We start from the raw sequence: 20,870 nt of genomic DNA, 5'->3' as shown, positions 1-20,870 counted from the left end.
CTACTAGCGGCTCGCTCACTGTACCCCAGGGGGTATGCAGGTCTGCAAGTGTGCCCGATTGCCCGCGACGCGAGCGGGCAAAGAGCCCAGAAGGATCCGCGCCAGTTCGGCTCGGCGCCTGCTGTCGCGGGAACCTCGCCAGCCATGCGCCGCTTTCACCCGGCGGCGGCGAGGGGCCCCACGGCTGGCCCGAGCGCATAGCTAGGACGCCGACGGCAGTGCCGACTTCCGTCTCCAAGAAAATTCCGGTCGAGATAACCCAGCATAAAATGCATACCCCCAGGGGTACTTGACATACCCCATGGGGTATATGGCACCATGTTGCTCATACGAGGACATCGACCCGATGGAGGAACGCATGATTCTCGAGCAGTACTACATCGAGTGCCTGTCGCACGCTTCATACCTGATCGGTGACGAGAGCACCGGCCGAGCGGTGGTGGTCGACCCGCGCCGGGACATCGGCGAGTACCTCGACGACGCCGACAAGCACGGGTTGCGGATCGAAGGTGTGATCAACACCCACTTCCACGCGGATTTCGTCTCCGGCCACCTCGAATTGGTCGAGGCAACCGGGGCGTGGATCGGGTTCGGCGAGGCCGCCGAGACCGACTACCCGATCCGCCGCCTAGCCGACGGCGAGCAGATTCGCCTCGGCGAGGTCGAGCTCGAGATCCTGTCGACCCCGGGACATACCTGGGAGTCGATCTCGGTGCTGGTGCGCGAGCGAGCGGGGGCGACCCCGACCGCGGTGCTGACCGGCGACTCGTTGTTCATCGGCGACGTCGGCCGGCCGGACTTGGTCAACCTCGGCCACGGATCCAACACCGACCTGGCCCGGACGATGTACCGAACGGTGCACGAGAAGCTGCTCACCCTGCCCGATCAGGTCACCGTCATGCCCGCCCACGGCGCCGGCTCGTCCTGCGGGAAGAACCTTTCGACGGAGCTGACCTCGACTATCGGGGAGCAGCGCGCCACCAATCCGTCGGTGCAGCCGATGAGCGAGGACGTCTTTGTCGCGTTGGTCACCGCGGGACAACCCGCGGCGCCGTCGTACTTCTCGGTCGACGCCGCGATGAACAAGCGAGTTCATCCTCTCCTCACCCGCGATCGGGCGATTCCCGAACTCCCGCCGGAGCGGGTGCGCGCCGAAATCGTCACCGGTATCCGGGTGGTCGACGCGCGCAGCGTGGACGACTTCGCGGCCGGGCATCTGGGCGGCTCGGTCAATGTCGGGTTCGACGGCCGGTTCGCCGAGACGGGCGGGATGGTCGCCGAAGTGGGCGAGAAGCTGGTGCTGATTACCTACCCGGGCGAGGAGCAGGACGCTGCGGTGCGGCTGGCGCGGATCGGCTCGGACAATGTGATCGGCTACCTCAACGTCGGCCACGACCGGCTCTTTCCGGCCGAGCTGGCTGATCTCGCGCAGTCGGCGCAACGCACCACCATCGACGAGCTCGACGCTCTGCTCGCCGTCGATGCGGTGACCCTGGTCGACATCCGTAACCCGGGCGAGCGGGAGTTCGGGACGATACCGGGGGCGGTGCCGATTCCGCTGGCGCAGTTGCGCCCCCGGCTCGAGCAGGTACCCACCGGCAAGCCGATCGTGGTGCACTGCGCGGGCGGCTGGCGGTCGAGTGTGGCCGCGTCGCTGCTGCGGGCGCAGGGCTTCGAGAACGTAACCGACCTGCTCGGCGGTTACAACGCCTGGGCCGAGGCGCACGTCCGCGCCTGATCGTTCAGGCCACACGCAGTCCCGATCAACGAAGGAACCCAACGGATGGCAACGAAAAATCTCACCCTCGTGGACTTCGAGTCCACGATCGCCGACAACGACATCGTGCTTGTCGACTTCTGGGCCTCCTGGTGCGGACCCTGCCGCGCCTTCGCCCCGGTTTTCGAGAAGTCCTCGGCCGCGCATCCAGATATCGTGCACGCGAAGGTCGACACCGAAGCCGAGCAGCAACTCGCCGCCATGGCGAACATCCGGTCGATCCCCACCATCATGGCCTTCCGCGAAGGCGTGCTCGTCTACTCCAGGCCCGGGGTACTGCCCGCGCCCGCCCTCGACGACCTGATCGACCAGGTGAAGGCCCTCGACATGGCTCGGGTGCACGCGACGGTCACCGAACGACGCGCAGTCGCCGGCGCCTGACCCGAACCGTTCACCCGAGCCTCGCTCTGGTACCCAGGAGGATCCCCATGTGCTATCCCGTCACCTGCCCGAACTGCGGCAAAACAGGCTGGGGCGGTTGCGGCCGACACGTCGACACCGTCATGAGCTCCGTGCCTACCGCCGACCGCTGCATCTGCCGTCAGGACACCACCCCGGTCCAGGACCAGCGTCGCACCCTACGTTCATTTTTCCGCCGCTGACCGCCGGCCGAACGATCGGCTGCCCGAGGCGCGGCAAAATTTTCCTTTCTCGATGGCCAGCACGTGAAACGCGCGAGCGAACGTACATCCCAGCCCGTAACGAACCGGCGATATCTCGACCACCATCGAATTCGGCGCACTGACGAACGACGTGCTCACAAGATGCTCACCGGAGAACTCGCACACCGGGGGCGGATTCTTGGCCGGTCACTGATCGGTGAACGGCTGTCACGGGCACGGAAGGGCTGGTGATACTCGATCCTTGATTACCGCAAACGGCCGGCGAGGTGCGCCGCCAGCAGATCGGTATCCGACAGCACCGCGATCGTCTCCCGCAACGCGTCGTAATCGTCGGCGCCCAGCAGGACCGCGGCAGTGCCCGTTGCGGGTGATCTCGACCAACTCGTGGGCATGTTCGGCCTTGTCGACCAGCAGCGACAGCTGGCAAACAGGTGGGAGAAAACCCTACCGACCGCCCCCGAACTGCTCCACGCGGAGAAAACTACCCCGATGATGCGAGAGTTCTCCGATTCGCCGGCGATGTCTCGCTGCGCCGTGCCACGCTCGAACGATGCAGACGGAGCGAGACCAGCTGCTGCTCACGGTGCGCAACCTCGCGCGGTTTCACCGCGAGCACGAGAAGTTTTATTCTGAATCACCATTTCATGACGTGATCCGGTTGCAACGAAATTCACGGGCATTACAGGCACTGGCCGAGCGGTGGTTGGTGGTCGAACCGTCTGGCGAGAAGTACCTCAGCCCGTTCGCAGGAGCTCCCGACCTCAATGATGATCGCGCCACAGAGACGCTCGGGATCTTGTTCATGGAGGGGGGTGGCGAGCCTGCGGAGATCACAAATCTGAAACGTGATCTCCGCGCGCTAGCCGAGGCGAACCGGGCGACCGGGCAGTGGCTGACGTCCGCGATGTCCACGGCATGGGACATGTTGGAGTCATTGCTGAGCTACCCGGAACTTGCGGATCTGCTGGCCGAGCGGCACCGTATCGTGAGCAACGATTGGCAGTGTGCGTCGATGGCCGATCTCATCGCCCGCAACCTCGACCGCGCGGTCGCGATCCTCGGGCGGGTCGACTTCACCCCGGCCGCCCTGCGCGCGGATCTCACTGCGCACCGTGTCGTTCCGCGGTATCTGTTCTCGGCCTCGGAGATGCTCACTTTTGCCGCGGATCTCGCGGCTCGCAGCGCGGTGCCCACGCACGAGAACGAGCGACGCTGGCGAATATTCCACGAGCGGGTCGATCAGATCGTTGGGGCCGCCGACCCCCCGTCGCCAACGAAATCCCACTGAAGGAACAGGTAAAGACGACGATTACGCCGACTTTACGATCAGTCTCGAGCGTCAACTCGCCCAGATCCAAGATGCAGGGAACCGTCAGAAGGCGGTCGCGGATATGCGCAAAGTCCTGGAACGATACGCCGACGGCCGCGACAGGCTTAGGCAACCGGTTCGGAATTCGGGCGACCTACGGCTGACCGAACTCGGTGCGGAGACCGAATCGACCGTGCGGTGGCTGCAGTCCCGGCGAACGTGACCAATGACCCTGCCGTATCAATCCGGCCCGGAGTGGAATGGAATGGGTTCGGGTCGCGTCCGGCGACCCCAGCTTCCACCAGGAGATGCCCGATGTTGCGCGGAGCGATTCCCGCCGGCCGGATTGCGGGCATCCGGATCTCGGTGCACTGGTCGCTTCTCCCGACACTTGCGCTGTTGGCTTCACTGCTGTCGCTGTCGATACTGCCGGTGCATTTCGCCGGTCGGCCCGTTTTGCTCTACTGGATCATCGGCACGGTGGCCGCGACAGGGTTCATCCTGACTCTCGTCGCGCACGAGTTCGCTCACTCCCTCGTCGCGCGCCGCCATGGCGTCTCTGTCGACCGGGTGACCCTGTGGTTGCTGGGTGGGATGTCCGAGCTGCGTGAGGAACCACCCGATCCAAAGGCAGACCTCCATATCGCACTCGCCGGACCGATCACCAGCCTGCTCATCGGTGTGGTCTCTCTCGTCGTCGCCTTCGCGGTCGAACAGGTCACCGGTCCGCTCGTGACCGCTGCCCTCGTCTGGCTCGGAACGGCGAACCTGATCGTTGCAATATTCAATCTGCTGCCAGGCGCGCCCTTGGACGGCGGCCGGGTGCTCCGTGCCGTCCTGTGGCATCGGAGCGGAGACAGGCTCGCCGCCGCCACGTCGGCGGCCAGGAGCGGGCGGGCCCTGGGACTGGTGCTGATCCTGCTCGGCGGCGCACAGGCGAACGTCTTCGGAAGCGGCGGAATCTGGTTGATGCTGCTCGGGTGGTTTCTCCGGTCGGCAGCGCATGTGGAACTGATGACCGCATCGGCACGGCACCGTCTCGGTGACCTTCACGTGGCCGATGCGATGACACCCACCCCCGTCGCCGCGGCCGCGGGTGACACCGTCGAAGAATTCCTGGCAAGTAAGGCATCGTCGTCCCACCACCGGATCTTCCCGGTCGTCGACCCGGACGTTCACCCCGTCGGGGTGATCACTCTGAGTGATCTGGCCCGGACAACCCCGGCGGCGCGACGCCGGACGACTATCGGGTCACTCGCACGGACCCTGCCCGACGCCGACATCGTGACCGGTGACACGCTGTTGGCGGACGTGACCAGGGCGGTGCTGCTCCGACCGGGTCTGGATCTGATCGCAGTCGTCGACAGTGAGCAGCACCTGACGGGCATCGTCACGGCCACCGACCTCGTGCGGGGCTGCGATCGGACCGCGCTCGGACTTTCCCTCCGCGACCATCCGACGATGCCAGGCAGTGGCAGTGGCAGTAGCAGTAGCGGCGGTCCCGACTGAACCGGATCGGCAGCAAATCATCCACCTAGCCCGCGAGACACCAACCGACGCTTCACCATCAACGCGACGGAACCCTCTTCCGCTGGCCCGCTCCCCTACCCCCAATCCGCGCGCAGCCCTCGGTGTTTACGCCGCCCGCGGACTAGGGGAAACGCCCGCCAGATCCCGAGCAGGGGTGCGGGCGAACATCATGCCGTGGGTGCAGCTGTAGACGGATCCGAACGCGGCCGCCAACAGGGCGACCTCGATACCGAGGACCAGGGAGGACGACCAGGGTGGACATGGTGAGCGATGCCTGGTCGGCGAAGCCGATGATCCCGTCCGACGCCACCGCGCACAGGCCCGACTACCTCATGGGGCGGGCGGCGACCTGAGCGGCGGGGTGTTCGGCTGCCTGATCGCAGGGCTCGCGCACCGCGACGATTGTCCGGATGGGTGTGGATCGGGATGTGGTCGACCGACGACATCTCCTCGCTGCCGCGGGAGGCCCTCCCCGGCAGCGAGATCAGTGGCTCGGGAGTGCTTTCGGTGCGCAGATGGCTTCGACGAACGATCCGACGGCGTGTTCGGGCAGGTGACGGGCAATGTCAGCTTCGCTGATCATGCCGACCAAGCGGTGCTCGTCGAGGACGGGCAGGCGGCGGATCTGGTGTTCTTCCATCACGGTGATGACCTGTTCAACGCTCGCTCCGGCATCGACATGGTAAGCGCTGCCCTGTGCGAGATCGCCCGCAATCATCGTAGTCGGATCATTCTCGGTCGCAACGCATTTGAGGACGATATCACGGTCAGTGATGATGCCGCGGAGTCGGTCGTCGTCGCCGCAGATCGGCAACGCCCCGACGTCGAGTTCCCGCATGCGTTGCGCGGCGGTGGTGAGGGTGTCGTGTTCGCCGATGCAGGTCGCACCGGTGTGCATAATGTCACGTGCTGTGGTCATGGCGTAAAACCTCCAAAAAGGTTGCAAAACAATCAGTTGACAGGCCCGAAGCGGAGCCTTCAGAGCCCGCCCGAGCGGGTGACCGCACTGGCCAGCAGGTACGTTCCCAGTACGACGGCGGCCATGGCGGCGAACGCGAAGGCGATGCGGCTCCAGGCGCCGATCGCAGCGAGGATCAGCCACAGGACCGCGATGATGGGGACGATCGGCTTCGCCATGGTGTGGCTGATTCGTACCGGACGCAGCTGGGCCGGTCAGTTTCTCTTTTCACCGCCGGGGGTGATCTTCTTGATTTCGACGTGCTTTTCCGGTGTCGGTGATTCGGTTACCGGCATCGTCACCGTCAGGATTCCTCGACGCGATCATGTGCCCTTCGAGCGAGGTCCACGGAGGCATCGCCTCGAACCTGGCCATCAGATCGGACCAGTCCGGCGGTGACGGCCACGCCGGGAGCAGTGCCTGGCGTGGACGATGGTGCGACCGAATGCTCATAGCTGGCTCCAGAACTGGGAGATGGTTGCTTGACCTCTCCGAGTCCACTCCCCATCGAGCGAAGGTAGTAGGGCCAACGGTCCTTTATTCCAGGACTCATGTCAGCAGGAGGGAATGACTGCGGTGGAGAGGTGACAGCGGGAGAGATGGGTAAAATAGCGCTGTTGTTCTTACAGTCCCCTCCCCCATCTTGCGGGGCGCCAATGGGTGGTGATCGGCGCGGAGTCCTTATTCAGGTGGTGTCGGCCGGACCTTGAAGAGAACTTCGGACAGCGGACGACGAGATGTGGTCGGAAGCGTCTGCTCATGGGTCGCCACTCCCACCCGAATGAGTACTTGGGGCAACCCAGGGTCCGAGGAGAGGTCACGGACGAGGGTACGAGTCGCCGGCATCTCGGTGAGGTGAGTGACCGGACACGTGGCGAGCCCGCGGGATGCGCAGGTGAGCAGCACAGCGGACAGTGCCTCGCCACACCGCAGCCAGTCGAGCCTGGAATCTGCGTCGGTGGTGAGCAACAGGATCGCGGCCTGATCCTGCAGTGCGGCCGGATCCGCGGATGCGGCGGTGCCCGAGGGGAAGTCGCGAGCCAACGACACGGAACGGCGTTGGGTGGCTGACGGTAACGCCGCTTCGGGAACCCCCTGCGGGAAAGGATCCGGATGACCGGCCCACCATCGGAGTTCTGCTTGATACACCGGATTGCCCCCACGGAGACCGGAGAGCCGCAGGGAGGCCTCCTCTAGCGCTGCTCGGCTGCGCTCGCCGAGAACGACGAGGCGAACCCCGCTTCTTTCCGACACGGCTTGCAGATGCGGGGTTGTCTCGTCCCACGATGGTGGTGCAGCGAACGGCAACCTGTCGGTACTTCTCGTCGGGATTGCTTCCGCCAGACGGGCGTCGTCCGGCACGATCTCACGCTGGTGGAACATTCCTACCGTCGCAAGGAGCTCGCGGTCGGCTCGGGCCGGCATCCGATCGATGTCGATGCCCCAGCCCTGTGCAGCGAAGGCATATTCGAGATGGTTGAGCGCAGCGCCGCAGGAAATCACCATTTGACGACCGAAGTCGTCCGTCGCGGGAAGCAGGCGATCAGGATCGCTGAACAGTGAAAGCCCGTACCGGTCGACGACCCAACGCCAGGGCTGGCTGTTGTGGAGCGACGGTGCCCTGCACGCAAGGGCCACTGCGGATTCGAGAGAGGCTCGGTCGGGTACTGCGGAGGTCATCGTTGCTCCCGGTGACGTGATTGTTCCGGTTGTCGTCAATCGAACTGTGGTCAATTGATCGTCCATCCCGGGGTCCGGTCGACGTTGCCCCATTCACGATCCCACTGCCGCATCCGGTTGCGCGCGCCTGCCCATCTGCCGATTGCCAGAAGAAGAATGGCCGTGGTCGCGCCGATTGCCCACACACATAGTGCTGCGCTCACCGCGATTGCGGCGTTCTCCGTTCCGGTTCTCGGTGCGTCCACGACGTCGCCGTTCGCATCGATCCAGACGTCGACGGTATCGCCCACTTGTGCATTCGGTGGGGCCTCCACATCCCCTGTGCGAGGTAATCCGTCGGACCCTGCCCACCGTGCCGGGGCGTAGTCATGGATCAGCGGAGAACGGGTGAACCCGTCGTCCATTCGGGGCCGCGGGTCATCGACAAGGACGGCCGCTGTCACATGCCGGTTGACGCGGTCGGTCAGGGACTGTTCGCTCAGGTCGGTGTAGGTGACCGTACCGAATGCCGCCGCACAGGGCACCAGCATCAGCACGAAGAGGGCGACCGTCAGGACCGCGAGCGACTCGACCCGATCAGTGGGACGCATTAACGAATTCCGGCTCCACGGCGCGAGTCGCCACCACCGCAAGGTGAGTGGCCGGCTGCTTTCCATCTCGACCTCCTCGGGATGCTCTTTTCCCGAGTGTTCCGCGATGAATCGGAGGAGCGTAGAGCACAAAGTCATCGGCCCAGGACTCTTCCACGAGTGTGAAACCCGGCGAGGACCACGGTGCCGATATCGGTGACCTTCGGCCCTGGACCAAAGCCCGTTGTTATCGGACCGTTGTTCACGGAAGCCGACACACACGGCTCGGCACGAAACAGAGGACACCATGGGACAGCATCACGAAGGTTCATTCGCCGAGAGCGACGACCTTCCATTCCTGCACCCGGCCGGGATGGCGCTTGCAGTGCTGACCGGCGCGACTGTGGCAGGGTTGGTCGCTTGTCTCGGTGTCTGGCTCGCGACGCCGCTCGTCGGTGTGGGTGCGGCAGCGATTCTTGTCGGAATCCTGTGCCTCGCGGCAGCAATGTTGATGCCCCGCCGACCACGCAGGGCACGCACCGGGACGCTCGGAACCCCATTGCGGTGACCATCGGCCCTGCCGCGGAAGCCCAGCGACGACGAGTATGGGTAAGGAAGGGCGTTGCGCCCATCCCATCGGCGACGTCGGTGAGAGTGCAAGTGAGGAGCAGACCATGAATTTCGAGATCCCGGGCCTCGATGTGGTGCGGCACGCGGTCGACTTGGCCTGCCGAGCGCCGTCGGTCCACAACAGCCAGCCATGGCACTGGACGCTGACCGACGATCGCCTCGAACTTCATACCGATCCCCAAAGACTCCTGAAGACGGCGGACCCCACCGGCCGCCAAATGGTGATCAGCTGCGGAGCGGCCCTTCATCACCTGCAGGTCGCGCTCACCGCAGTGCGATGGACCGCCGTGATCAATCGGCTCCCCGAAGGCCCTCACTCACCCCATCTCGCGACGATTCGCTTCCGGCACGATGCTCGCCCTCAATCGCACGACTTCGACCTCGCGGCCGCGATGCGGCATCGCTACTCGGATCGACGGGCGTTCGACCCCCTGACGACGTGGGGTCCGGGCACCCTGTCCGAAACCGTTCGCGGACACGGCGCGCGCTTGACCGTGCTCCCCGCCGACGCGCGTCGCACGCTGGCAGAAGCGACGGAGCTTACCGCGGCTGCACGGCGCTACGACGCGATGTATCATACTGAATTACATTGGTGGGCGGGTCATTCCATTCCGGCGGGAGGAATCCCACCGACTGCGCTGGCCACCGCAGAGGAGCGAGCACGCGTCGGCATCGGCCGCAACTTCCCCTCCGGCACCGACACACACGGAGCCGATTCGACGCAGATCGATCAGTCGACCGTGGTGGTGCTGAGCACCGGAACGGACACTCGGATGGACTGGTTGCGATGCGGTGAAGCCCTCTCCGCCGTACTGCTCGACGCAACGGTGAACAAAATTGCCACCTGCCCACTCACCCATGTGACCGAGGTCCCGCGGAGTCGGGCGATGATCGGGGAACTTCTCCCCGAGCCCGCTTTTGCCCAGGCATTGGTTCGCTTGGGCACGGTCGGGAATCTCACTCCGCGGCAGACTCCCCGGCGTGAGGTGAATACCGTGCTGTCGGTGAACAGGTCTCGGCGAGAAACCAGTCACTGACAGTCATATGAGACAGGAAATACCGTGCACACTCTCGATCTCGATGCTCGCGATCTGCGGTACTTCTGGCTGGTCGCAGCTGCACTCACGGGTGTTGCCGCACTGTTCGCAACCTCCGCACTCAATGTGCTCGGCTGCGCATCGGTGATCGTCTTCTGCGGATTGGCCGCGGGTTACACTGCTCGGCACCGTAATTCGGGTCTCATACTGATCTCGATCGGTATCGGCCTGATGGTCCCGGGGTGGCCGGCTCTTGTCCTGCAAGGCGTCAATTCCCTCTGACCACCGCGTTACCGTCCCTGTGTTTCGCACCAACTGGTCGAGAGTCTCGCTCCGCAGAGGCGGTGCGTCCAGCGGCAGTCGTTCGGTTCGTCGTCTTTCGAGCGCCGCCGCCATTAGTGCGATGAAATCGAGCGGGGTCGGTGCCGGGACGCAGCGAATAGTAGAGAGAAGTTACCGGCCGGAAGGCCGCGGCAGCGATCACAGGACGCCAGCGATTCGCCGCGAATGGGTACTCGAGATGATTCAAGCCCGCACCGCTGGAGATCACCATCTGACGACCGAACCCATCGATGATATGTAACAGCCGGTCGGATCGCTGTACAACGTCAGGTGAGCCGCGCCCATTTGTCCAATGCCACGGTTGGCTGTTGTGCAGGGACGACGCACGGCGCGCCGACGCCACGGCTAATTCGACGGTACGTCGGTCGGGACCGTGGGGAGCGCTCGCGTGTTCACGGTCGGTCCGTGGGTGGGGTTGGTGCTCCGCCTGTCATCGTGTCTCATTGCGTTGCCCTGGCTTCGAGTGGTGTCCTCGCGCTCGGTGGCTCTATGGCCGTAGGTCATCGACACCGTCCGGCGGAGAGCGCACGGTCCGACCAGTGCATCTGCGGATGGTCACTGTATAAGCACGACCCACACGGTCGCGGCTGTCACCGCGACCGGCGGGGCCAGCCACGCCGCCAGCGTCACAGCGAACCGGACCGAACCGGCAACGGCGGCGAGGACCAGTTTGGTGAGCAGGTTCGTTCCGACGGCGACTACTGCGGCCACGGTCGCAGTGTCGACGGTGATCTCGGCATCTGCCGCGGACGCTGCGGCGAACGAGGAGGAGTGCGCGTCGGCCAATCCGCCGACAGCAGACGCAGCGATGACCCCGCCACCGCCGAATATGTCCGCGGCGCCTTTCGTCAGAATAAGGAGGACGAGCAGGATTCCTGCCAGTGAAAGTGTTGCCGACACCGAGATCGGACGGTCGAGCAAACCCGGGGCCGGCGCGGCCCCCTTGACGCGGCTGCCCGACGATCTGTCGTGCGCTCCTCGGAGCACGAGAACGGCGGTCTCCGCGACGACGAGTGCGGCAGTTCCACCGAGTATCAGTGCCAGCTGCGCCGAGACCTCGGCATTGACGACCCAGGTGATACCGACGACGAGCAGGATGGTGGACAGATTCACGATCAGTGCCGCCGGGAGTGCGTCCGACGAATCCTCTTCTCGGCGGGCTGTCCGCGCCATGACGGCGGTGGTCGCAGCGCCGGAGACGAAACCGCCGCCGAAGCCGACGATCAGCAGTCCCCATCGTGGGCCGAGAACCCGGGTGGCTACGTAGCCCACCCAGCCGATCAGGCTCAGCATGAGCACCAGGCGGCCGATCGTGGCGGGGTTCAATGCACCGTACGGTCCGACGTCGCGGTCTGGGAGTAGGGGAAGGACGAGGAAGGCGATCGCGAGGAGGACGCAGAAGTCCGTGATGTCGCGCTCGTCGATCACGTGCTCTGCGAATTCGTGCATGGGGTACTTGACGGAGAGGAGGACGAGCACAATCACGCCGAGCGCAACGGCAAGTGAAGGATGGTGCCAGGCGAGGGCACCGAGCAGGAAGGCGACCAGGGCGGCGAACGCGGTGGTAGTCCCGGTGTCCGGTCGCGGCGGGATATGGGTGCGTACCCAGTACCATCCCACGACGAGGGCCGCGATCCCCACAAAAGCCGCGGTGACTACGGCGGCGCCGAGATGCGCTGCGATGGCGCCGGCGAGGGCGATGAGCGGGAAGGTCCGTGCACCGGGCAACTCGACGGAGCCCGGGTCCGCACCCTCGGGTGAGGTGCGGGCCGCGTGTTCACGCTCGATTCCCAGCCCGAGGCCGATCAGCAGGGCGGCGGCGTAACCGTAGGCGTGGAACTCAGCGATGTCCACGGTCGCCGAACTTCGTGGCGCGATCTGGAACCTTGCCGGTCTCCCGGTGAATTCTTCTGTTCATGGATGGACATCGACCACGGTGCAGCATGCCGTGGGTCGTCGACCCGAGGACCGCACGGCCGAGCGCGGCGTGCCCGTGGCTTCCGCCGATCAGCAGATGCGCGTCCTCACACGAGCGGAGCAACACCTTTCGTGCTCCACAGGACTCCGCAATCTTTCGCACGATCACGCCGGGATATCGTTCCGCCCACCTGGGAACGCTTTCTGCCAGAACTGCCCCGGCACCTGTTCCGACGGCGTAGATCAGAAGCAGTAACGTACCCATGAACGACAGAATTTCGATCTTGATATACCCGGCTGTGGTCGGCATGTCCGACCCAGACATCGCGAACAGCGCACGAAACGCCCCAGGCATCTGGCCGGGGAACTGGTTCATCGACGGCTCGCCGCGGACACTGCGCCAGATCACCATGTGCATCGCGACCCCATGACCCACGCCGGGAATTCTCGGCGTAGGTCGTACAACGTCTTGGTCAGCACGCTACACAGCACGTCGGCCTTCGGAGCCTGTAGAACGCCATGAATGTCTCCTCGAGGTCTGCAACGGCTCACTCGAAGCCGCCACCAGCAGCTTATGGATATTCTCCCTCTTGCTTTCCGGGCTGGGTGTCGCCTTCCGGTCTATACCGATGCGACCGGGATCGGTAGGGCCGAACGGCCCATCGGACCAGACCGGCTAGGCAGCCGTCTCGGACGATCGTGGACGGAGTTGTTTGCTTCGGTCGCGGCGGGGACGCCGGACGCACCGCTCGTGCGATGGCCACCAACGTGACGAGCCCGACTGCGAAGCTCATGGTGCTCAGGATATTGCCCCGCGGTATCGGGGAGGTGGCGATCTCGGGGAACAGATCGGCGACCGCGGCGTAGAGGAAGTTCCCGGCCGCGAAGAAACAAGGACGGCGACCTCGACTCCCGGCCAGACCGTAGGCCAGCACCCCGCCGAGCGAAAAAATCAATGCCGACGCCCGTGTTGGGCGGTGCCTGGGCTGCGCTCCAGCCGCTGTGGACCAGGCTCCTGAAATCACCGAGTTGCTGCGGTATCTCGTGGACCGCCGCCGCCAGCCAGGTCACCACCCCCAACCGGAGGTCGACCACGAACGCACTGCCCACCGCCACCCTCACCGATCAAGTTGTGCAGTCGGTCGGCGGCAAGAATCAGATATCCGAGCGGGCGGTGCCCGATCGGGCGATGGCAGTGGTGCCAGTCCGGGAACTGCTCGAGCACATGGAATGAGAGCAGCCCCGCCGCCCCGCGGCCTACACGACCAGGTGTTGCCGAGCACCTCGACCGACTCGGGGAGCATATGAAACAGGGTGCCGCGCAGCCATGCTCGTGAACAAAGCCCGCTACCAACCTCAGCGGTGTCGGGGGGGCGTTCGCGCCGGACTTGCGTCGCCTTGATTCTGCGTGCATCGCTGTCGGCAGTGCCCGGTTTCAATCCGATGGTGCTGCAGACCCCCAGTAACCGCAGCCGCTTGCGAAGACCATTGCGACTCCCCCGGTTGCGACTTGCGCCCGAATCGACGGGAGGCTTCAGCTGCGGAGGTGATGACCTTCTCCTCTACGGAGGGCGGTCACGGATAGCGACGATAGATGTCGAGAGAGAAACTCATCGCAGAGCAGCCCGGAGGAGTACCCCATGACCGGCCACCGCCCGATCGTTGTAGGAACAGACGGCTCACCCTCATCGCTGCAGGCGGTGTCCTGGGCCGCCAAGGAAGCCGCGCTCCGCAACCTGCCGCTGTCGCTCATCACAACGACGTTCGTTCCCGGCGCCTACGGCGTCCCGATCGGAATGCCGGCCAGCTTCTTCGAAGACGAGCAACGCGACGGCCGGGAAAGATTGATGCGCGCAGAACAGATCGCCCGTGCCGCGGTGCCTGGGCACAACATCGAGATCGTCGCCACGCTCTGCACCGGAACTCCGGCCGGTGAGCTGATCGGGCGCTCGGCGACGGCGTCGATGGTTGTGGTCGGCGCGAACAGGCAGGGAATCGTCGAACGCGCTTTCCTGGGCTCGGTCAGTTCCGCGGTTGCCGCGCACGCTCATTGCACCGCTGCAGTCATTCGGGGAGCAGCTGATCGTGATATCAATGACCTTTCCGGGCCCGTCGTCGTCGGCGTCGACGGCTCACAACACAGTGAATCCGCCATCTCGATGGCCTACGAAGAAGCCGCCCTGCGGCAGGCGGAGCTCGTGGCTGTGCACGCGTGGTCCGATATCACCTTGGTAATTGCCCCCGACGGCGGCAGCGATGCCGAGTGGAGGCGGGCCGCGGAAAACGAGACCGCTGTGTTGTCCGAAAGTTTGGCTGGCCGCGCGGAGAAATACCCGGATGTGAAGGTGCGCACCGTCGTCGTCCGGGATCGCCCCGTGAGGAACCTACGAGAACAGGCCGACAATGCACAGCTCCTCGTGGTGGGAAGCCGGGGGGCGCGGTGGATTTACCAACATGCTGCTGGGATCGACCAGCAGGGCGTTGATGCATTCAGTTGCCTGCCCGCTGCTCATCGTTCGCTAGCGCTAGCGCTCCATCGATGACGACAATGCTGCCGCGCCACCGCAGGGCGGAGCACCTCGACCGAGTACCCAGATGCAGCCCTTTCGCCCTTTGGCCACCGGCGAAGTATCTCCCGTCCTGGCCCCAGTGGCCGACACCGCCGGTCGGGTCGGCGCTGCCTCTGCCGGTTGCTCGACCGGCACATGTTGCCGACTACGGTCGCTCACCGGCCACGCCGGCCGACGGTATCCGAAGGTGGCCGGACTCATCGCCGGCGCGGCTCGGTGCGGGTGCTCGCAGCATCCGGGGCGGGGCGGGGGAAGGGTGACGCGGACGCGAGCGATGCGGCGGCCGTCGAGAGCGCTGACGGTGAGCCTGGTGCCGTCGATGGTGACGGTGTCGCCGAGCTGGGGCACCCGCTGCAGGGTATGGAGGAGGAAGCCGGCCACGGTTTCGTAGGGTCCCTCGGGCAGGGTGAGACCGGTTGCAGTCTCGAAGTCCTCGACGATCAGTAGCCCGTCCACCTGCTGATGGGTCGGGTGCCGCGCCGCTCCGGCGCCGACAGGTGGGGCGGGTTCGTCGTACTCGTCTCCGATCTCGCCGACGATCTCCTCCACGATGTCCTCGAGAGTGACGATGCCGGCGGTGCCGCCGTATTCGTCGACGACGATCGCGATCTGCAGATTGTCGCGGCGCATCTCCGTCAGTGCGGCCAGGGCAGGCTTGGAGGCAGGCAGTTGCAGGACCGGCCGGCACAGGTCGGCCACCGTGGTGACCGTGTGGGGGTCGGCGAGCAGCAGATCACGCAGGTGCACGAACCCGGCGATGTCGTCGAACGAGGCGCCGGTGACCGGGTATCGGCTGTGCCCGGACGCCAGGGCCTGCTCCCGGGCCCGGGGCAGGAGGGTGTCGGCGGGCAGGAAGTCTACGTCGGTGCGCGGGCGCATCACCTCGATCAGGGTACGGTGCCCGGCGTCGAAAACCTCGGCGAGGATGCGGCGCTCGCTCTCGGCGATCGCGGCATGTCCGATCACCAAATCACGCAGCTCTTCATGAGTAATGGCCTCATTCTTGGCCCTCGGGTCCCCACCGAGCAGACGCACCAGCAGGTCGGTGGAGACCGACAGCAGCCAGATCACCGGGCGCATCGCGGTGGCGAACCGATCCAGGGTCGGCGCGGTCAGCAGAGCAACCCCGGTGGTGCGTTGCAGAGCAATACGTTTGGGCACCAACTCGCCCAGGATCAGCGACAGGTACGCGATCACCAGGGTGGTGCCGATCAGTGCGGTGGCGGAGGCGGCCTCATCCGGCAGCCCCCAGGATTCGAAGGTCGGTATCAGGTCGGGTGCGAGGGTGGAGGCACCGTAGGCGGCGGAGAGAAACCCAGCCACGGTGACCCCGACCTGCACCGCCGACAGGAACCGGTTGGGGTTGCGGGCCAACGCGGCGGTGCGTGCCCCGCGGCCGCCAGCGCGCTCCAGGTTCCGGATCTGGCCCTCCCGTAGGGAGACCAACGCGATCTCGGTAGCGGCGAACACACCGCCGACCAGCACGAAGACCAGCACCAACCCGACGTTGACCACAGTGTCGTTCATCGCCGCCGCCCAGTTCGGAGCGGCCGTGGTCTGTGACGGTGGCCCATGTCCCTTCTCCTGTAGGAGAACGTCCTCGATCTTCTGTGCACCTCAGTGTAGGCGAAACCGGACAAACCGGACATCCGCCAAGCTGGTCCAGGTGGGCCCTCCGCGAGGGACCGATCTGGCTGCTCTACCGCGCCAGCGGGACCTGACCAGCAATTGCTCCGGCCAGGTCCCACCGCACGGGATCCATAGTGGCGGACCCGCTGTGGCGAGGCGTACCGGTCAGGCGGCGGCTCCGGCGGCCGGTAACAGCCGTTGCAGCACGTCGGTGAGGGTGATCAGCCCGGTCACCTCGCCGCCGCCGTCGTCGAGGATCAGGGCGAGGTGGCTGCGGGACTCGCGCATGGTGCGCAGCGCCTCGTATACCGGGGTGCCGGCGGGCAGAGTGAGGACCGAGCGCATCAACGCCCGGGCGGTGTACGTCGGCGGCGCTTGCAGGCTGTCCCGTACATGGACGACGCCTTCGACCCCGGCGTCGCCGCGGACCAGCAGCCGTAGGTGACCGCTGCGTTGGCCGGCCACGCGGATCTCGTCCGGTGTCGCCTCTGGAAGGACACCGGACGGGGCCGGGTTCGGCCGGACCATGTCCCCGACGGTGAGGGTTTCGAGTTCCAGGGCGCTGGTCAATTGGCCGTGGTAGCGCTCGTCGAGGGTGCCCGCGGTCGCCGAATGTGCGACCAGGTGCCGCAGCGCACCCGAGTCCTGACCGGAGCCGACCTGGTCGACCGGGGTGACCCCGACCCGGAGCAGGCACCGGTTCGCCATCCGGTTCAGCGCATTCAGCGCGGGGCGGGTGGCCCACATGAAGCCGCGCATCGGGATCGCCAGCAGGGTCGCCGACTTCTCCGGGTGCGCAATCGCCCACGACTTCGGTGCCATCTCCCCGACGACCAGGTGCAGGAAGGTGACGATGATCAGGGCGAGAACGAAACCGGCGACATCGGCGAGCCACAGCGGTACACCCCAGTCTGCGAAGGCCGGGGTCAGCCAGTGGTGCACGGCGGGTTTGGTGATCGCCCCGAGCGCCAGGGTGCACACGGTGATACCGAGCTGGGAGCCGGCCAGCAGCACCGACAACTCCGAAGCGCTGCGCAGGGCAGCCCGGGCCGCCCGGCTGTTCGGGGCGGCGTCCTCGAGCCGGTGCCGGCGGGCCGCGATCAGCGCGAACTCGACCGCGACGAAGAAGGCGCTCGCTCCGATCAGCCCCACGGTGACTGCCACGACGATCCACGGGTTACTCATGATCCGGCTCTTCCTGCTGTTCGACGTGAACGGTGACGGACACCGAGGCCGGTACCCGATGGGCGACCCCGCGCACCTGCGCGGTGAGGTATCGGCGCGGGGGATCCCCGTCGGCGATCAGGTCGGTCGGGTCGGGCTCGAGCGGAATGTCCACGGTGTCGCCCATGCGGGGCAGACCGCCGAAACGGGCGATCACCAGACCGGCGAGGGTCTCGTAATCCCCGTCCGGCACGGCGTGCCCGACGATGCGTTCGACCTCGTCCAGATGCAGGCCGCCGGGAATCGTCCAGCCGTCGGCGGCGGACCCGATCACTGTGGTGGTGTGGTCGGGGTCGTGCTCGTCGGCGATTTCCCCGACCAGTTCCTCCGCGAGATCCTCGATCGTGACGATCCCGGCGAATCCGCCGTACTCGTCGATCACCAGAGCCATCTCCTCCCTCGCCGCGCTCAGGGCGGTGAGGACCTGCGGCAGCGGCAGCGAGGCGGGCACGATCACCGGGGGCCGGCACCGCGAGGCCGCCGTCCCGGTCGGATCGGCGCCCAGCAGATCGTGCAGGTGGATCACCCCGTACAGGTCATCCGAGGACCTCCCCGCGACCGGGTAGCGGGTGTGCCCGGACCCCATCCGGGCCAGCACCGCCGACACCGGTTCGTCGGCCCGGACGGTGTCCACGTGCGCGCGCGGAATCATCGCGTGCTCGGCCGTCTCGGTGGGGAAGTCGAGAATCCGATCGAGCAGGGTGGACAGCTCCCGCGGCAGCTCCCCGGCGTCACGGGATTCGGCAACGATGTGTTCGAGGTCCCGCGGTGTCGCCGAGTGCACGACATCATGGACCGGCTCGATCCGCAGCGCCCGCAGCAGCAGGTTCGACGACTGGTCGAACAGCCAGATCAGCCAGCCGAACAGTCTCAGGTAGATCGTGGTCGACAGGGCCAGCCAGCGCGCGACGGGTTCGGGACGGGCGATCGCCAGGTTCTTCGGGAACAGCTCCCCGAAGACCATCTGAACGAAGGTGGAGAAGAGTACGGCCAGGACGGCGCCGATTCCGATTCCGACGGCGGTCGGGACGCCGACCCCGCCCAGCAGCTCGCCGACGCCGCGGCCGATCAGGGGTTCGGCGACGTAGCCGACGAGTAGGCCGGTGACGGTGATGCCCAATTGGGCGCCGGACAGCATGAACGAGGTGCGCCGGGTGACCGTCAGGGCGCGGGCGGCCCCGGTGTCACCGGCCTCGGCTCGGGCCTCGAGCCGGGAGCGGTCCACCGACATGTAAGCAAATTCCTGCGCCACGAAATAGCCGGTCAGGGCGGTGATCGCCACGACAACGAGGATGCCGACCGCGATGCTCAGAACGATGGTCACCATCTGCTCACCCGCAACCGGGTGAGGGGGCTGCGATCAGCAGCGCGGGGCGGGCGGGGTCTTCGAGGTTTACGTTTGCGCGAAGCGCTGCTCATAACTCTCTCTGCAAATCGGGGACACGGAACACGATCGTCGCTACCAGGAGGACGAACCAGTAATAGTAAAGGGTTCTTTACGATCGTGTCTGCAGTGGTGGTCACGGTGGACCGCACACCTCGACGTACCCCGCAGCGAGGTTGGGATACATGACGGCGATCTCTTTGACCGCTAGCTGATTTCGGACAGGCGGGCCGCCGCCAGGAGCGATGCCACGCCGTGTTCGATTCCGTGGGCCAAGTCGGCCAGGTCGGGGTTGGTGTCGTAGTCGCCCGTGATACCGAAGGTGAGGTGGTCGCTGTAGCTCAAGACAGCGATGCCGATGCGTAACCGCAGTGCGATCGGCACGTAGGGGAAAATTTCGAGGATCTCCCTGCCGAGGATGTGCCGCATCTGACGGGGCCCGGGAATGTTCGTGGCGACGGCCACGACGCTGTGCTGAGGGAACCGCATGGCCAGGCGTATCGCCCATGCCAACGGCATGAACGGCCCGTACTGTGCCAGCGCTGTGAACGCTTTTCCGCCTTCCGCCTCGTTGCCGGCTTTGTGCGCGGCGAGGCGCCGGTGCACCGCAGTGAGCTGTTCGACATGGTCCTCGATGTCGACGGGGAGAAACGGAAGCATGAGAGAAACCTCGTTGTGCACCGGGCCCCCACCCGGTGGGTCGGTCCGCACGGACACGGGGACGAGGGTGCGGACGGTGCGGGCTTCCGGGATTTCACCTCGTCGCAGGAGGAGCGTGCGCAGTCCGCTGGTGATCGCGGCAAGAGCGACGTCGTTGACCGTGACTCCGTAGGCGGAGCAGATTTCGCGGACGTCCGCCATGCGGGTGCGGGCGGCGCAGTACCGCCGTTGGCGTCCGATGGGCCCGATCAACGACGTGCCGGACGTTGACGTCACCATCTCGGCGAGGAGGCGAGCAAAACCCAGGGTGGCGCCGATTGTGGCCGCCGCGAATCGCTGCGGTGCGGTCAGTACCGCTGTGAGCATCCGGAATTGACGCGCCGGCGACAGAACTCCGGTGATCGTGTCGATGATGCCGGAGGGGGTCTGCTTCTGGGAGACGATTTCCGGTGTGGCCGGTGTGATGACCGGCGGGTTCTCGTCGCACATCGCTTCGAACAGTTTGGTGCCGGCGATGCCGTCCGCCATACAGTGATGCATCTTGGCGAGCACGGCCCAACGCTCCCCGGTGAGTCCTTCCACCACCCAGCATTCCCACAGCGGATGATCGCGGTCGAGGCGATGCCCCATTACCCGGGCCACGAACCCGAACAGCGTCTCCTCGTCCCCGGGCTGCGGGAGCGCCACCCGACGTACGTGGTGGCCGAGGTCGAACACCGGGTCCTCCACCCAGGACGGTTTCCCGAGATCCAGCGGCACCATATGGAGTTTGTCTCTTGCGTGCGGTAGATCGACCAACCGCGCCACTACCGCCTCACGGAACTGATCCGGAGTCGGTGCCGGACCTGCGAGAATCGCCAACGCGCCGATCGTCAGGCTCGCGTGGTCATCGGAATCCTCGGTCTCGAGGAACCCCGCGTCCAGAAAACTCAGTGTGTCATCGTCCATCAGTCCTACCTCACCACGTCAGACGTGCATACCGATCACTGTGCCGCAGACAATCCGGGCACGACAGAGTCGAACGGTGTGCT

Annotated in this window: 19 protein-coding genes and 2 pseudogenes; 9 read left to right on the top strand and 12 right to left on the bottom strand. The window is 65.7% G+C overall.

Going from position 1 to position 20,870, the window contains the following annotated elements:
• The first annotated feature begins 358 nt into the window (after positions 1-358).
• Complete coding sequence (locus CBI38_RS09745; protein ID WP_109334967.1) at positions 359-1,738, top strand: MBL fold metallo-hydrolase; 1,380 nt, start codon at positions 359-361, stop codon at positions 1,736-1,738.
• 45 nt (positions 1,739-1,783) lie between these two features.
• Entirely contained in the window at positions 1,784-2,158 is a 375-nt protein-coding gene (trxA, locus tag CBI38_RS09740; protein ID WP_109328427.1) for a thioredoxin, read from the top strand.
• 203 nt (positions 2,159-2,361) lie between these two features.
• On the opposite strand, the gene CBI38_RS37775 is transcribed toward trxA, so the two are convergent.
• Both CBI38_RS37775 and CBI38_RS09735 read right to left on the bottom strand, forming a co-directional pair.
• Complete coding sequence (locus tag CBI38_RS37775; protein ID WP_204164901.1) at positions 2,362-2,565, bottom strand: hypothetical protein; 204 nt, start codon at positions 2,563-2,565, stop codon at positions 2,362-2,364.
• 80 nt (positions 2,566-2,645) lie between these two features.
• Positions 2,646-2,792: a hypothetical protein gene (locus tag CBI38_RS09735; RefSeq protein ID WP_230990132.1), complete on the bottom strand. Its 147-nt coding sequence runs from the start codon at positions 2,790-2,792 to the stop codon at positions 2,646-2,648.
• A 158-nt stretch (positions 2,793-2,950) separates the two neighbouring features.
• Between CBI38_RS09735 and CBI38_RS09730 the strand changes: the two genes are divergently transcribed.
• Together CBI38_RS09730 and CBI38_RS09720 are read left to right on the top strand one after the other, a co-directional pair.
• The gene (locus CBI38_RS09730; protein WP_109328426.1) at positions 2,951-3,688 is read left to right on the top strand and encodes a hypothetical protein; all 738 of its coding nucleotides are present in this window, start codon (positions 2,951-2,953) and stop codon (positions 3,686-3,688) included.
• Between the two features lie 336 nt (positions 3,689-4,024).
• Entirely contained in the window at positions 4,025-5,218 is a 1,194-nt protein-coding gene (locus CBI38_RS09720; protein ID WP_109328424.1) for a site-2 protease family protein, read from the top strand.
• A gap of 505 nt (positions 5,219-5,723) precedes the next feature.
• Here the strand turns inward: CBI38_RS09720 and CBI38_RS09715 are convergent.
• The 4 genes from CBI38_RS09715 to CBI38_RS09700 all read right to left on the bottom strand — a co-directional run bounded on the left by CBI38_RS09715 (position 5,724) and on the right by CBI38_RS09700 (position 8,533).
• Positions 5,724-6,158 (bottom strand): CBS domain-containing protein, encoded by a 435-nt coding sequence (locus CBI38_RS09715; protein ID WP_109328423.1) that lies wholly within the window; start codon positions 6,156-6,158, stop codon positions 5,724-5,726.
• 59 nt (positions 6,159-6,217) lie between these two features.
• A complete protein-coding gene (locus CBI38_RS38370; protein ID WP_204164900.1) occupies positions 6,218-6,376 on the bottom strand; it encodes a hypothetical protein in 159 nt (52 codons plus the stop codon).
• A 502-nt stretch (positions 6,377-6,878) separates the two neighbouring features.
• Positions 6,879-7,877 carry an Acg family FMN-binding oxidoreductase gene (locus CBI38_RS09705; protein WP_109328422.1) on the bottom strand — a complete coding sequence of 333 codons (999 nt, stop codon included), beginning with the start codon at positions 7,875-7,877 and terminating at the stop codon, positions 6,879-6,881.
• Positions 7,878-7,927: 50 nt separating this feature from the next.
• Positions 7,928-8,533, bottom strand: a complete 606-nt coding sequence (locus CBI38_RS09700; RefSeq protein WP_109334966.1) for an Rv1733c family protein — start codon at positions 8,531-8,533, stop codon at positions 7,928-7,930.
• Between the two features lie 220 nt (positions 8,534-8,753).
• On the opposite strand from CBI38_RS09700, the gene CBI38_RS09695 reads away from it, so the two are divergent.
• From CBI38_RS09695 to CBI38_RS09685, 3 genes are all read left to right on the top strand, one after another.
• On the top strand, positions 8,754-9,014 hold the full coding sequence (locus CBI38_RS09695; RefSeq protein ID WP_230990131.1) for a hypothetical protein: 261 nt from the start codon (positions 8,754-8,756) through the stop codon (positions 9,012-9,014).
• Positions 9,015-9,120: 106 nt separating this feature from the next.
• Positions 9,121-10,113 (top strand): Acg family FMN-binding oxidoreductase, encoded by a 993-nt coding sequence (locus CBI38_RS09690; protein WP_109334965.1) that lies wholly within the window; start codon positions 9,121-9,123, stop codon positions 10,111-10,113.
• A 24-nt stretch (positions 10,114-10,137) separates the two neighbouring features.
• Positions 10,138-10,395 carry a hypothetical protein gene (locus CBI38_RS09685; protein ID WP_109328421.1) on the top strand — a complete coding sequence of 86 codons (258 nt, stop codon included), beginning with the start codon at positions 10,138-10,140 and terminating at the stop codon, positions 10,393-10,395.
• A 615-nt stretch (positions 10,396-11,010) separates the two neighbouring features.
• Here CBI38_RS09685 and CBI38_RS09675 read toward each other — a convergent pair.
• Together CBI38_RS09675 and CBI38_RS38940 are read right to left on the bottom strand one after the other, a co-directional pair.
• Positions 11,011-12,309, bottom strand: a complete 1,299-nt coding sequence (locus CBI38_RS09675) for an MgtC/SapB family protein (RefSeq protein WP_109328420.1) — start codon at positions 12,307-12,309, stop codon at positions 11,011-11,013.
• Positions 12,296-12,808 carry a universal stress protein gene (locus tag CBI38_RS38940; RefSeq protein ID WP_230990130.1) on the bottom strand — a complete coding sequence of 171 codons (513 nt, stop codon included), beginning with the start codon at positions 12,806-12,808 and terminating at the stop codon, positions 12,296-12,298. The genes CBI38_RS09675 and CBI38_RS38940 overlap by 14 nt, the downstream gene beginning before the upstream one ends.
• A gap of 519 nt (positions 12,809-13,327) precedes the next feature.
• Here CBI38_RS38940 and CBI38_RS09660 point away from each other — a divergent pair.
• Together CBI38_RS09660 and CBI38_RS09655 are read left to right on the top strand one after the other, a co-directional pair.
• Positions 13,328-13,606 (top strand): hypothetical protein, encoded by a 279-nt coding sequence (locus CBI38_RS09660; protein WP_109328415.1) that lies wholly within the window; start codon positions 13,328-13,330, stop codon positions 13,604-13,606.
• Between the two features lie 406 nt (positions 13,607-14,012).
• Positions 14,013-14,895 (top strand): annotated as a pseudogene (locus tag CBI38_RS09655) (universal stress protein).
• 302 nt (positions 14,896-15,197) lie between these two features.
• Here CBI38_RS09655 and CBI38_RS09650 read toward each other — a convergent pair.
• The 4 genes and pseudogenes from CBI38_RS09650 to CBI38_RS09635 form a co-directional block, all read right to left on the bottom strand.
• Positions 15,198-16,469 (bottom strand): annotated as a pseudogene (locus CBI38_RS09650) (hemolysin family protein); the annotation flags it as partial.
• 267 nt (positions 16,470-16,736) lie between these two features.
• A complete protein-coding gene (locus CBI38_RS09645; protein WP_109328413.1) occupies positions 16,737-17,756 on the bottom strand; it encodes a hemolysin family protein in 1,020 nt (339 codons plus the stop codon).
• Positions 17,749-19,122 carry a hemolysin family protein gene (locus CBI38_RS09640; protein WP_109328411.1) on the bottom strand — a complete coding sequence of 458 codons (1,374 nt, stop codon included), beginning with the start codon at positions 19,120-19,122 and terminating at the stop codon, positions 17,749-17,751. The genes CBI38_RS09645 and CBI38_RS09640 overlap by 8 nt, the downstream gene beginning before the upstream one ends.
• 264 nt (positions 19,123-19,386) lie before the next feature.
• Positions 19,387-20,787 carry a WS/DGAT/MGAT family O-acyltransferase gene (locus CBI38_RS09635; protein WP_109328409.1) on the bottom strand — a complete coding sequence of 467 codons (1,401 nt, stop codon included), beginning with the start codon at positions 20,785-20,787 and terminating at the stop codon, positions 19,387-19,389.
• Positions 20,788-20,870: the final 83 nt, after the last annotated feature.

It is taken from the genome of Rhodococcus oxybenzonivorans, from assembly GCF_003130705.1.
GTDB classification, from domain to species: Bacteria; Actinomycetota; Actinomycetes; order Mycobacteriales; family Mycobacteriaceae; genus Rhodococcus_F; species Rhodococcus_F oxybenzonivorans.
Note: the sequence above shows the minus strand (reverse complement) of the source record. Positions and strands in the feature narration are given on the sequence as shown.